This is a genomic window from Micromonospora inaquosa (genome assembly GCF_003857055.1).
Classification (GTDB): Bacteria; Actinomycetota; Actinomycetes; order Mycobacteriales; family Micromonosporaceae; genus Micromonospora; species Micromonospora inaquosa.
The window spans coordinates 35,392-46,672 of record NZ_QGSZ01000166.1 but is presented as its reverse complement, the minus strand read 5'-3'; the positions used below and the strand labels follow the sequence as shown (position 1 = coordinate 46,672).

General features: G+C 71.4%; 15 protein-coding genes and 1 riboswitch. Of the genes, 9 read left to right on the top strand and 6 right to left on the bottom strand.

Going from position 1 to position 11,281, the window contains the following annotated elements; translation table 11 throughout:
* Positions 1-82: 82 nt before the first annotated feature.
* Entirely contained in the window at positions 83-880 is a 798-nt protein-coding gene (locus DLJ59_RS08670) for a helix-turn-helix domain-containing protein (protein ID WP_158630809.1), read from the bottom strand.
* Between the two features lie 97 nt (positions 881-977).
* On the opposite strand from DLJ59_RS08670, the gene DLJ59_RS08665 reads away from it, so the two are divergent.
* The 3 genes from DLJ59_RS08665 (at position 978) to DLJ59_RS08650 (ending at position 1,775) form a co-directional block, all read left to right on the top strand.
* Complete coding sequence (locus DLJ59_RS08665; RefSeq protein ID WP_244235911.1) at positions 978-1,205, top strand: hypothetical protein; 228 nt, start codon at positions 978-980, stop codon at positions 1,203-1,205.
* Positions 1,202-1,381 (top strand): hypothetical protein, encoded by a 180-nt coding sequence (locus tag DLJ59_RS08660; RefSeq protein ID WP_124771979.1) that lies wholly within the window; start codon positions 1,202-1,204, stop codon positions 1,379-1,381. The genes DLJ59_RS08665 and DLJ59_RS08660 overlap by 4 nt, the downstream gene beginning before the upstream one ends.
* A 211-nt stretch (positions 1,382-1,592) precedes the next feature.
* Complete coding sequence (locus tag DLJ59_RS08650) at positions 1,593-1,775, top strand: hypothetical protein (protein ID WP_124771977.1); 183 nt, start codon at positions 1,593-1,595, stop codon at positions 1,773-1,775.
* 52 nt (positions 1,776-1,827) lie between these two features.
* Here the strand turns inward: DLJ59_RS08650 and DLJ59_RS08645 are convergent, their stop codons facing one another.
* Positions 1,828-2,727 (bottom strand): bifunctional 5,10-methylenetetrahydrofolate dehydrogenase/5,10-methenyltetrahydrofolate cyclohydrolase, encoded by a 900-nt coding sequence (locus DLJ59_RS08645; RefSeq protein WP_124771976.1) that lies wholly within the window; start codon positions 2,725-2,727, stop codon positions 1,828-1,830.
* Between the two features lie 13 nt (positions 2,728-2,740).
* Positions 2,741-2,822: riboswitch (ZMP/ZTP riboswitch) on the bottom strand.
* 151 nt (positions 2,823-2,973) lie between these two features.
* On the opposite strand from DLJ59_RS08645, the gene DLJ59_RS08640 reads away from it, so the two are divergent.
* Positions 2,974-3,549: an RNA polymerase sigma factor gene (locus DLJ59_RS08640; RefSeq protein ID WP_208648599.1), complete on the top strand. Its 576-nt coding sequence runs from the start codon at positions 2,974-2,976 to the stop codon at positions 3,547-3,549.
* Between the two features lie 16 nt (positions 3,550-3,565).
* The gene (locus DLJ59_RS08635; protein WP_124771975.1) at positions 3,566-4,531 is read left to right on the top strand and encodes a CU044_5270 family protein; all 966 of its coding nucleotides are present in this window, start codon (positions 3,566-3,568) and stop codon (positions 4,529-4,531) included.
* Positions 4,532-4,566: 35 nt separating this feature from the next.
* Here the strand turns inward: DLJ59_RS08635 and DLJ59_RS08630 are convergent, their stop codons facing one another.
* Positions 4,567-5,679 carry an FAD-dependent monooxygenase gene (locus DLJ59_RS08630; RefSeq protein WP_244235910.1) on the bottom strand — a complete coding sequence of 371 codons (1,113 nt, stop codon included), beginning with the start codon at positions 5,677-5,679 and terminating at the stop codon, positions 4,567-4,569.
* 143 nt (positions 5,680-5,822) lie between these two features.
* Between DLJ59_RS08630 and DLJ59_RS08625 the strand changes: the two genes are divergently transcribed.
* Positions 5,823-6,758, top strand: a complete 936-nt coding sequence (locus tag DLJ59_RS08625) for a DUF2332 domain-containing protein (protein ID WP_124771974.1) — start codon at positions 5,823-5,825, stop codon at positions 6,756-6,758.
* A 13-nt stretch (positions 6,759-6,771) separates the two neighbouring features.
* Here the strand turns inward: DLJ59_RS08625 and DLJ59_RS08620 are convergent, their stop codons facing one another.
* From DLJ59_RS08620 to DLJ59_RS08610, 3 genes are read right to left on the bottom strand one after another with little or no spacing between them, the layout of a single operon-like run.
* Complete coding sequence (locus DLJ59_RS08620; protein ID WP_124771973.1) at positions 6,772-7,713, bottom strand: MerR family transcriptional regulator; 942 nt, start codon at positions 7,711-7,713, stop codon at positions 6,772-6,774.
* A gap of 34 nt (positions 7,714-7,747) precedes the next feature.
* Positions 7,748-8,602 carry an alpha/beta fold hydrolase gene (locus DLJ59_RS08615; RefSeq protein WP_124771972.1) on the bottom strand — a complete coding sequence of 285 codons (855 nt, stop codon included), beginning with the start codon at positions 8,600-8,602 and terminating at the stop codon, positions 7,748-7,750.
* 3 nt (positions 8,603-8,605) lie between these two features.
* Positions 8,606-9,169 (bottom strand): dihydrofolate reductase family protein, encoded by a 564-nt coding sequence (locus DLJ59_RS08610; RefSeq protein WP_124771971.1) that lies wholly within the window; start codon positions 9,167-9,169, stop codon positions 8,606-8,608.
* 168 nt (positions 9,170-9,337) lie between these two features.
* On the opposite strand from DLJ59_RS08610, the gene DLJ59_RS08605 reads away from it, so the two are divergent.
* From DLJ59_RS08605 to DLJ59_RS08595, 3 genes are all read left to right on the top strand, one after another.
* A complete protein-coding gene (locus DLJ59_RS08605) occupies positions 9,338-10,327 on the top strand; it encodes an asparaginase (protein WP_124771970.1) in 990 nt (329 codons plus the stop codon).
* A gap of 33 nt (positions 10,328-10,360) precedes the next feature.
* Positions 10,361-10,615 (top strand): DUF5522 domain-containing protein, encoded by a 255-nt coding sequence (locus tag DLJ59_RS08600; protein ID WP_124771969.1) that lies wholly within the window; start codon positions 10,361-10,363, stop codon positions 10,613-10,615.
* Positions 10,616-10,713: 98 nt separating this feature from the next.
* Positions 10,714-11,262, top strand: a complete 549-nt coding sequence (locus tag DLJ59_RS08595) for a hypothetical protein (protein WP_124771968.1) — start codon at positions 10,714-10,716, stop codon at positions 11,260-11,262.
* Positions 11,263-11,281 lie beyond the last annotated feature (19 nt).

Sequence of the window (11,281 nt, the reverse complement as noted above, 5' to 3'; positions counted from 1 at the left end):
CCTACCACCGCCGCCGACGCCAACGATCCCTGTCCCGGTTGACCCCTATCGAGTACGAGACCATCATGACCCCATCGGCCAGTCAGGCCGCGTGACTGAAACTGTCACCTATCGGTGCAGCAGACCCCACCGTACAACGCCTCACGTCTTCGCCCTCCGCGTAGAGGTCGCCCGTGAGGCCCTCGATGTAGACCACGCCGGGTCCGTCCGCGAAGTTGAGGATGTGGAAGCTCGTCAGCATCGAGGCGTAGGCGCCCTCGCGGAACGGGATTACCTGAACGCTGACGTTCCAGCGCTTGCTGGCATCCAGCAGGGCGGTGAGCTGATCGGCCATGATGGCAGGCCCGCCGATCTGACGGTGAAGAACTGCCTCGTCGAGCACGGCAACGAGTCGTAGCTTGCCGGCGGCGATCAGCTCTTGCCGCTGCATCCGCACCGCGACCCGTCGCTCCACCGCCTCTGGCGAAGGCTCGAAGGCGTCCTCGCTGGTCATTGCTCGGGCGTAATCCGCAGTTTGGAGCAGCCCCGGGACCACCAAGGTCTCGAAGTTCTGCACCTCCTCGGCTGCCGACTCCAAGCCGATGTACTGGCGGTACGACGACGGTAGGTCGCCGTACTTCGCCCACCAGCCGCGCTGTTTGCCGGTCTTCGCCATCGACAGCAGCGTGTCGCGCAACTCGGCATCGGTGACGCCGTACCGGTCAAGTAGAGCATTCAGCGCTGGGGCCTTGATGCCCACGCGTCCGGCCTCGATACGCCGGAGCGTGCTCGCCGAAACCTCGATGACGTCGGCAGCCTGCTCGGCCGTGACGCTGGCCTCCTCCCGGACCCGGCGGAGCTGTGCGCCGAGCTGGAAGCGAACGAAGGTCGGACTCTCCATGGCCGTCATTGTGCCGCTAGCACCTGGAGCAGGATCACCGAACACGCCCAGGCCTTATGACTGGTCTTCGTTGACTATCTAAAAATGCGCGCGCAAAATGGACGCGCAAGCAGCCGAGTGGAACGGCGGGAAGTCCATGAAGGACCGGGTGCCGTACGACGACTACCTGCTGGCGGTGGCGATGACTCTGGCTCGGCGGCATCGGCCGGTCTGGTCGTGGCAGCGGTGGCGGTGGATCTGCCGATGTGGGGCCGACCTGCCGTGCCGAGCCCAGCACCGCATCCCGATCCGGCGAGGCCACTGGCCAGGGGAGGAGCAGGAGTGACCAAGGATCAGGTCGGACGAATCCTGTCCGTGCACCTGCCCGGTGTCGACGGGCTGTGCGTGGGCTGTCGCTGGTGGTGGGCGCGGCTGTCCCCGTACCCCTGTTATCAGGCGGAATGGGCGGCCCGCTGGCACGCCCGGTCGGTCACCCGGCGCTTCCTGGATGGTCTGCCGTGACCACCCACGGCCCGGTCCTTCCGGTGTGGACCTGCGGTGGCTGCAGTGCCCCTTGGCCCTGCCGGACCCGGCGCACGGAGCTGCGTGCCGAGTTCGAGGGCGCACCCGTGTCGTTGGCCCTCTACATGGGGTCCTACCTGGTCTGGGCGGCCGAGGATCTGACCTGGGTACCCGCCGGGCTGCTGCACCGGCGCTTCCTGGGCTGGGTCCGGTGAGTCTGATCCGGCGGGGAGACGAGCGGTTCCACTACAGCGACAACTCGCACAAGTGGATCCCGCCGGACCCCGACTACGACCAGGAGGTCTGGGACGAGATGGTCCGGCAGCACCAGCTCCAGCACCTGGAGGAGATCTCCAGCCGCAGGAAGCCGGCCCGATCACTTGATGCTGAGTAGTTGTAGACGAGCCGCTCTGACTACTCAGCATCAAGTGATCTTGGTGACCGGGCTACTGGTTCGCTCGTTCGGCGGCGCGTACGGCGTTGCGGAACAGCATCGCGACTGTGGTCGGGCCGACCCCGCCGACCCGGGGGGTAATCGCGCCGGCGACCTCGGCGCACGCTTCGTCCACGTCCGGTAGGAGGCGCCGCCCGTCGTAGCGGACGCCGGCGCCGATGACGACGCCGCCGGGCTTGACGTGCTCAGGCTGCACGATCCCGGGTACGCCGGCGGCGGCGACGAGGATGTCGGCGCGGCGGGTGTAGCGGGCCCAGTCGGGCACGCCGGTGTGTACGACGGTGACGGCCGCGTTGGCGGTCGGGCGCTTCTGGGCGAGCAGCATCGCCAGGGGACGGCCAAGGGTGGCGCCGCGGCCGAGGATGACGACCTCACGACCGGCGACGGGGATCTCGTAGTACGCCAGGAGGGCTTCGATGCCGGCGGGGGTGCACGGCAGCGGGCCGGGCAGGCCGACGGCGAGACGCCCCATGTTGAGCGGGTGCATGCCGTCGACGTCCTTGTCCGGGTCGATGGTCTGCAGCGCCGCGTCGTAGTCCAGGTGCCCCGGAACGGGGTACTGCACGAGCAGTCCGTGCACGGCCGGATCGTTGTTGAACCGGGCGATGGCCTGGTGCAGATCGGCCTGGGTGGCGGTGGCGGGCAGGTGCACGTGCGGGGAGGCGAACCCGAGTGCGGCGGCCTGACGCTGTTTGATGGCGATGTAACCGGCGCTGGCGTCGTCGTCGCCGACGAGGATGGTGGCGAGGCTCGGTGTGATGCCGCGGTCGCGCAGGCGGGTGGCCGCGGCGGCGGTTTCGGCCAGGACGGCTTCGGCCACTGGTGCACCCGGCAGGAGTCGGGCCGTGCCCGACGGGGCGTGGCTCTCGACGGATGGGCTGGTTGTGGTCATGACGGTCCCTCGACGCAGGCGCCCAGGCGGTCGACGCCCGCGAGAGGCTCCCCGATGGTTCCACCATCCCCGTGCCGCCAGTCGCCGGTGCTTCGATAATGCCCCATCACCAGGGCGGTTGCCCACTTGGACCAGCATCGTCGCGTTCAACGCCGGGCAGGAAGCGGCCGTGGTGCGGATGGTTCGGTAACACCGCTGATCCGCCGTACGAAGAAGGGGTGTGAAGGCTACGAGGGGGGACGGCCTGTGAACGAGCCGAGCCGAGCCGATGACGACGACGATATTTCCGGCATCGGGGCCGATCCGGTGGCCTTCGAGGTCTTCTACCGGCGGCACCTGGAGGCGGTGGGCCGGTTCGTGGCGCGACGGGTCGACGATCCGCACCTCGCCGCCGACCTGACCGCCGACGTGTTCCTGGCGGTGATCGAGTCGGCGGCCGGCTACCGGCCGGACCGGGGGAGCCAGATCGGCTGGCTGTACGGGGTGGCCCGCAACGTCATCGGCGACGAGCGGCGTCGGGCGGCCCAACGACTGCGGGTGACCGGCCGACTGGCCGGACGACGTGACCTGGGCCCCGATGACATCGCCCGCATCGAGGAGCGGATCGACGCCGAATCGGCGGCCCGCCGCACCCACTGGGCAATGAGCGAGTTGCCCGAGGGCACCCGAACGCTTGTCGAACTCGTCGCCGTGGACGGCCTCACCGTCGCGGACGCGGCGGCAGTGCTCGCGATGTCACCTGTCGCCGCTCGGGTCCGCCTGCATCGTGCCCGCCGCGTCCTCCGCGCCGTGCTCGCCCGCCCGGTCACCACCCTCGCCTGATGAGACGGAGATGACGATGAACGAGACCGAACGGTCGCCGCAGGGTTTCGAGGAGCAGCTCCTCAGGGATCTGACCGCACACGTCGCCCGGCGGGCCGAGACGGCTTCGGTGGCCCGTCCGGCCGGACGTCGTACCCGGTTCCTGCGCGGTTGGCGCCTCGCCGGGGCGTTCGGGTTGGCGGTCACGCTGACCGCCGGTGCGCTGGCCGTGCAGACCATGAGGCTGGGTGATCAGCCGCCGCCCACGGCCAGCGCCTCGGAGATCTTCCATCTGGCGGCCGACGCGGCCCGGCAGCAGCCGGAGCTAACCGCTCGGCCCGACCAGTACGTCTTCACGGAATCCCTGGCGACGATCCGGGATTTGCCGGACAGCGGCCCGTATCAGACCATTCGGAACCAACTGTGGCAGTCGGCCGGCGGAGTCGCGTACACGCAGGGACGCTACCGACCGGAGACCGATCCGAACGGGTGGGGCGAGCTGAGGGTGCTCCGGATGGGCGATGCCGCCGATCCCACGAAGGAGCTCGACGCGTTCCAGCCGCCCGCGTACCACGGGGACCTGCCCACCGATCCGGACGAACTGCTTCGATACCTTCGGGAACACCCGGTCGACCTGCATCTCCCCGAAGGCGCCGACGAGGAGGCCGTGTACGGGGGCGAGAGCATGGCGTACACCACCGCGTGGTCGATGCTCGACGGCTACCTGCCGCCCCGAGCGCTGGCGGCTCTGTTCCAAGTGCTGGCACGGGAGCCCGGGGCGGTCGTCATATCGGGCGACGTGGTGGACGTCGCCGGCCGGCACGGGGTGGCGATTCGTATGCCCGGCGTGATCGGCGGCAACCTGGATCTCATCTTCGATCGGGACTCCCACGTCTACCTTGGCACCCGTAATTCGGTGGTGCGTAACGGCAAGGAGTCCTTGTACCACGCTGTCGCGCTACTCCGCATCGCCATCGTCGACAGGCCGGGCCAGCTGCCGTGAGCGGCGATGGGCTCGTCCCGGCTGCTTTCGGCCGGTCAGGGCTGGGCGAACAACGGGCCGTAGTTCGAGCGGAACATCTGCTCGCCGAAGCGGCGCATCACCACGTCGCGCAGCGCGGGCGGGAGCCCGGTGGCCTTGTCGCGGCGGTGCGTCTGGCTGAGCACCCAGTCGGTACGCGGGCGGCGTCGCTCCTCGTACCCGCGCAGGGCCTCGGCGATGGATCCGGCGGCGGCCAACGAGGAAGCGAGCACGACCGCGTCCTCCAGGGCCATCGCCGCGCCCTGGGCCATGTTCGGCGAGGTGGCGTGGGCGGCGTCGCCGATCAGCAGCACCGGCCCCCGGGCCCAGGAGTCGAGCACGACCTCCTGGTTCGGCCCCGCGTGCAGGGTGCTGTCGTCGTAGTCGAGGGCCTTGAGCATGGTGGCCACCGGCTCGGTGAACGCCGCGCTCACCTCGTCGCGCCAGCCGGGCCGGTTGGCCACCGGGCCGTCGTTGTAGTAGCAGTACGTCTGCTCGGCGCTGATCGGAATGGTCAGGAACTGCCGACCGCGCCCCAACTGCACCGACCAGACCGGCTCGTCGTCGACGCGGGGGGCGACCCACCGGTACGCGTACTGGCCGAGGTCGCGGGCCGCCTGGTCGTCGAAGGCGAGCCGGCGGACCGTCGAGTGCACCCCGTCCGCGCCGAGCACCAGGTCGTACCGTCCGGTGCTGTTGTCGTCGAACTCGACGGCGACCCGGTCGCCCTCCCGCCGGAGCGCGACCGGCTGGCGGCCCCAGCGGATCGGGGCGTCGCCGACGCCGTCGAGCAGTGCCCGGTGCAGCTGTGCCCGGGGCAACGACACGCACGGCCCGACGCCCTGCCAGAGCGCGGCCACGTCGATGTCGAAGAGGCGACGTCCGCGCTGGTTGGCGCTGCGCTGCCGGGTGATCTCGACGGCGACGTCGGCGACCGGCTCCCGCAGACCGAGAACGTCGAGCATCCGGGTCGCGTTGCCGGTGAGGTAGATCCCGGTGCCGGAGTCGGTCGGCCCGGACGCCCGCTCGACCACGTCGACCGTCGCGCCCCACTCTCGCAGCGCGGCCACCGTCGCCAGTCCGGCGACACCTCCGCCGACGATCAGTACCCGGACACCGTCACCCCGCACGACACGTACCTCCCCGTTGCCCCTGCTCGACCCTGTTGAGCTGCTGCTCAACGCTTCGGCCGCCGCCGCACTCTACGAGCGGGTGAGTCAGCGCACGGGAATGGGGGCTGAATTACCGAGGAATGGGCTGCGACGATGAGGGCATGACGACCGCTGAGGCGTACGCCAAGTTCGGCAGCCGCGAGGCGCGCGGGGTGTCACCCACGTACGAGCGCCTGTCGCAGGCAGTCGCCCACGACGACGACCTGCTGGCCCTGCTGGACGGGCTCCCACCGGCCAAGCGGCAGCCGAATCTGCTGCTCGGCGTCGTCCGCTGGCTCGGTGGCCCGGTCGACGACCCGGTCGCCTTCCACGACTACGTGCTGACGCACTGGCCCGCCATCGAGGCGCAAATGCTCACCCGGGCCACCCAGACGAACGAGGCGGGCCGGTGCGCCGTCCTGCTGCCGGTCCTCGCCGCGCTGCCGCAGCCCCTCGCCCTGCTGGAGGTCGGCGCGTCGGCCGGGCTCTGCCTCTACCCCGACCGGTACGGGTACCGCTACGGCGATCATCAGGTCGGTTCCGGTGAGCCGGTCCTCGACTGCGCGGCCACCGGGTTGGTGCCGCCGGCACGCGTACCCCGGGTGGTGTGGCGCGCCGGCCTGGACCTCAACCCGCTCGACGTGACCGACCCCGACGACGTGTCCTGGTTGGACGCCCTGATCTGGCCGGAACAGGCCCACCGGCGGGCCCGGCTGCGGGCCGCGGCGGCGGTCGCCGCGGCCGACCCGCCGCTGCTGGTCCGCGGCGACCTGGTGGACGACCTGCCGGCGCTGGCCGCGCGGGCGCCGGCCGACGCGACGCTGGTGGTCTTCCACACGTCCGTGCTCTACCAGGTGCCGCGCCCGCGCCGGGACGCGTTCGTCCGGTTGGTCCGCGAGCTGCCGGGACACTGGGTGGCGAACGAGGGGTCGGAGGTGCTGCGGTACGACGCGTTGCCCGAGCCGCCGAACGACGCGCATCACAACGTTCTCGCGCTCGACGGGAAGCCGCTGGCCTGGGCCAGAGGCCACGGCCAGGAGATGACCTGGTTCGGCTGACCGGTCCCTCAGCTCAGGTGGTGGGTTGGGGCATCCGGGCGCGCAGGGCCCGGATGAACCAGTCCACCGCCGGCGCGGTCGCCTCGCCGGTCGACCAGCCGTTGACCACCGCCAACAGGTCGAGGTAGCGGTCCCGGCGGGGATCGTTGGCCGGAACGAGCCGGTCGAGCAACCGCTGGCGCAGGTCGGCGTCGTCCGAGTGACAGTGCAGGCTCGCGTACCGACCGGTGACGGCCGCGACCACCGGGTCGGCGTCCGGGCTGGTCGGGTCGAGACCGGCCGTCAAGGCGGGGGCCACCGCATCCCGGACCACCGCGACGGCGTCCGGGCGGGGCAGCCCCGGGACGTCGTTGTCGGCGGCGTGCTGCCGCGCCAGCAGCCGCATCCGCGCCCGGAATTCGGGGTCCCGGCACACCTCGGCCAGCTCCAGCCACGCCTCGATCTGCCCGGTGGTGGGATCGTCGGGAAGCTCCGGTGTCATCGAGACGATCACCCCCGGGTACGCGGGCTGGTCGCCGAGGCCGGCGAAGACGCTGCCGAGGAAATCCGACACCAGTTGCCCGCGCTCGTGACTGGTGAGCTGGGCCAGCCGATGCAGCTCGTCCACCTCGGTCGGGCCCGACCCGTGCCTCGCCGCCACGGTGAGCACCGCCTGGCGCAGTCGCAGCACCCGGATCTGCACCGCCAACGCCTCGGCGTGCGCGGCGGCCACCTCGGGCAGCGACACCTCCTGGTTCACCACCCGCCGGATGGTGGCCAGGTCCAAACCCAGCTCACGCAACGTGCGGACCAGTTCCAACCGGGCCACGGCCGCCGGGCCGTACCGTCGGTAGCCGGCCGGGCTGCGGTCCGTTGGCGGCACGATCCCGCTGTCGGCGTAGTACCTGATGGTCTTGACACTCAGGCCGGTCCGTCGCGCCAGCTCGCCGATCGTGTGTCGTGTCTCCTCGCTCATGCCCTCACCCTCGCGTCTCCCCCCCGCTGGAGACTCAAGCACCATCCGAGCCGGTGAGGAACGCCGCGACCGTCGCGGTGAACGCCTCGGCGTCGTCGAGCCACGGGTAGTGCCCGGCGCCCGGCTGAACGACCAGCTCCGCGCTGGGGCTCAGCTCGGCGAACCGGGCCACCAGGCCGGGCGGTGCGGCCAGGTCGACAGCACCTGCGAGCAGCAGCACCGGGCCTCGATGTGCGGCGAGCGCCGCACGGGTGGCCGGCGGGTCGAAGGCGCCTTCGGAGCTGAAGATCGCCGCCAGCTCCTCGTTGTGCTGACCGGCCTCAGCGGCCTGGTGGACCTGGGCGGCAGTGTCCCACCGGCCGTACAGGAACGGAGCGATCTCCTGCTGGGAGGTGGGCCCGGCCCGGCCCGCGAGGATGGACTCCACCGCCGCGGCTGCCACCGGAAACCATGGCTCGCCGGCCCGGGCATCGGTGACCTCCTGACGCTGCGCGTCGGTCACCTCCAGCCCGACCGCTCGGATGCTCGGGGTGACCAGCGCGAGTCGGCCCACCCGATCGGGGTGTCGGGTCAGATATCGCAGAGCCAGGTTGGTACCGGCTGAGTGCCCGAGCAGATCCAGCCGGTCGAGGCCCAGGTGGCCGCGCAGCGCCTCCACATCGTCGACCATGCGGTCGCAGCGGCAGGTCGAGACGTCCGCCGGGACCGCCGAGCGGCCGGTGCCCCGCGGGTCGAGGATGACAAGCGTCCGGTGCGCGCCCAGACCGCCGAGGTCACCGAGGTACGCGGAGTCGCGCATCGGCCCGCCCGGCAGGCAGACCAGTGGGTCTCCAACCCCAACTGTCCGATACGCGAGGGTGGTCCCGTCGATCGCGTCGAAGGTGGTCATCGGTCACCGGGCCCGCTCGTGACGGAGCAGGACCACGCCGTTGCCGAAGACGCGGCTCTCCACCAGTCGCAGAGCGGCTGGAGTCTCGGCGTCGGGAAAGAGCCGGCGGCCCCGACCCACCAGCACCGGGTGGACGTAGATCCGGTACTCGTCGATCAGGTCGTGCCGGGCGAACGTCGCGGCCAGGTCAGCCCCGCCGAGTGCCAGGTCGCCGCCCGGTTCGGCGGTGAGCTTGCGGACCTGCTCGACGTCGACCTCGCGCACGATGGTGGCGTTCCAGTCGGCGTGGTCGAGGGTGCGCGAGTAGACGATCTTCGGCATGTCCCGCCAGATGCGGGCGAACTCGCGTTCCGGGCCGCTGGCGCTCGGGTCCTGGTCGGCGGTCGGCCAGTAGGCGGCCATCAACTCGTGGCTGACCCGGCCGCTGAGGAACCCGCCCATCGGGGCGATCACGTCGTTGAAGTGCTGGTGCAACTCCTCGTCGACCTGGTGCCAGCCGATGTCGCCCTCCGGGCCCTCGAAGAACCCGTCCAACGACAGGCTCATCTGCACAACGATCTTCCGCATCGTGTCCCCTCCGTATGCGTCGATGGATGTCGAACCCGATCGTCGTCGGACCGTACGACGAAACGACCGCCCACCGCGACGACGCAGGGGGCATGTTGTCGGATCCCCTGCGGCGGGTACGGTCCCGGGGGCCGCTGCACCGAGCGGCCGAACGGAGGCTCGAAACCCGTGTTCATCGCCCTGATCACCCTCGGCGGCACGATCGCGATGGGCGGCATCGACGCCGGTCGTCCCGGTGTGGTCACCCGGCTCACCGGCGCGGACCTCACCGCCGCCGTGCCCGGCCTGGCCGATCTGGGGGTTCCCGTGGACGTGCGGGACACCCACGCCGTGCCCAGCGCCCACCTCACCGGCCGGCAGCTACTCGCCGTGGTCGACGAGGCGTCCCGAGCGGTGTCCGGCGGCGCGACCGGTGTCGTGGTCACCCAGGGCACCGACACCCTGGAGGAGACGGCGTTCCTGGCCGACATGGTCTGGCCGCACGCCGCCCCGCTGGTCTTCACGGGAGCGATGCGCAACCCCACGCTGGCGGGCGCGGACGGGCCGGCGAATCTGCTCGCGGCGCTGCGGGTGGCCGCCGCCCCGGCCGCCCGTGACCTGGGCGTGCTGGTCGCGGTCAACGACGAGGTGCACGCCGCCCGCTGGCTACGCAAGACGCACAGCACCAGCACCAGCACCTTCGCCTCACCCAACACCGGCCCGCTCGGGCAGGTGATCGAGGGGGAGGTGCGGGTGTTGACCCGGCCGGTACGGCACGAGCCGCTGCCGCCCGTGGACCCGGACCGGCTCGACACGACCCGGGTGGCCCTGTACGTGGTGAGCATGGACGACGACGGGCTGCTGCTGAACGACCTGGACGACACCCACCACGCCCTGGTGGTGGCGGGGTTTGGTGTCGGGCACGTTCCCGCCGTGCTCGCCCCGGTGCTCGAGGGCCTGGCCGAGCGGATGCCGGTCGTGCTCACCTCCCGATCCGGGGCCGGGTCGGTGCTGCGGCACACGTACGGGGCGGTCGGCTCGGAGACCGACCTGCAACGACGCGGCCTGCTCAACGGGGGGCTGCTCGACCCGTACAAGGCCCGGGTGCTGCTGCGCCTGCTGCTCGCCGCGGGTGCCGGCCGAGACGAGGTGGCCGCCGTGCTGGCCCGGCACGGATGAGCCTGGCGGCGGCACCGTCCCTAGACTGCTGCGGTGACCGGAGAGCGACGACCCCTGGCCGACCGGCCGCTCACCGAGCCGCACCCGTGCCGGCTGCCGCCGGAGCACCCCGACCGGGCCCGGATCCTCGCGGCGCACGCCGTCGCGTTGGCCGCCGGTGAGGCCGGTTACCTCGACCCGGCGAGCGGGTTGTTCGTGCTGAGCGCCGCTTTTCTGGCCCGCCGTGGCACGTGCTGCGGACGCGGCTGCCGGCACTGCCCGTACGTGGACGACCCACCGTCGGAATAGGCGTCAGTGGGGGCTTTCGCGCGGCACCGGCACCCCGTACGGTGTCCGACGGACAACTGGCGGGTACCTTCCGCCGTCGGTCGGCGAGAGGGTGGAATGTGCGCGGGCGGATCGTGGTCGCCGGGCTGGCCGGGCTGCTGGTGAGTGGCTGTGCCGACGAGGCGGAACCGGTGACGGCACCGCCACCGGTGCCGAGCGCGGTGGACGTGGCGGCGGCCTCCTCGGGCGGCGCCTGTCGGTTGCTGGACTTCACAGTGATCGAGCAGGTGGTGAAGGCGCGCTTCGACGTGGCGGCGTCCAGCGAACAGGGCGACACCCACACCTGTGTGGTCCGGGCAGCGGGTGCGACCTTGCCGGAGTTGACGCTCAGCGTGACCGAAACCACGATCGACAAGACCAGCTTCGGCGCGGACATGGTGCCGGACAAGGCCGCGAAGGTCACCGGGCTGGGTCAGCAGGCGTACAAGCGGACCACCGCTGCGGCCAGCGGGCGCGGGCCGGTCGCCGAGGTGGGCTGGCTGGCCAGCGACGGACGGCTCGCCACGGTGAGCTGGACCGCAGCCCGTGGCAGTGAGCGTTCGGCGGTGGAGAAGCTCACCGGCGACCTTGTCGTACTGGCCAAGAAGGTGGACACCCGGGCGCTGTGACGCCCGGGCCCACGCCCGG

What these genes read in the sequence shown, in the direction of transcription:
- DLJ59_RS08670 (WP_158630809.1), bottom strand. Translation starts at nt 880, where the DNA reads ATGGAGAGTCCGACCTTCGTTCGCTTCCAGCTCGGCGCACAGCTCCGC.
- DLJ59_RS08665 (WP_244235911.1), top strand. Translation starts at nt 978, where the DNA reads ATGGACGCGCAAGCAGCCGAGTGGAACGGCGGGAAGTCCATGAAGGAC.
- DLJ59_RS08645 (WP_124771976.1), bottom strand. Translation starts at nt 2,727, where the DNA reads ATGACCACAACCAGCCCATCCGTCGAGAGCCACGCCCCGTCGGGCACG.
- DLJ59_RS08635 (WP_124771975.1), top strand. Translation starts at nt 3,566, where the DNA reads ATGAACGAGACCGAACGGTCGCCGCAGGGTTTCGAGGAGCAGCTCCTC.
- DLJ59_RS08625 (WP_124771974.1), top strand. Translation starts at nt 5,823, where the DNA reads ATGACGACCGCTGAGGCGTACGCCAAGTTCGGCAGCCGCGAGGCGCGC.
- DLJ59_RS08620 (WP_124771973.1), bottom strand. Translation starts at nt 7,713, where the DNA reads ATGAGCGAGGAGACACGACACACGATCGGCGAGCTGGCGCGACGGACC.
- DLJ59_RS08615 (WP_124771972.1), bottom strand. Translation starts at nt 8,602, where the DNA reads ATGACCACCTTCGACGCGATCGACGGGACCACCCTCGCGTATCGGACA.
- DLJ59_RS08610 (WP_124771971.1), bottom strand. Translation starts at nt 9,169, where the DNA reads ATGCGGAAGATCGTTGTGCAGATGAGCCTGTCGTTGGACGGGTTCTTC.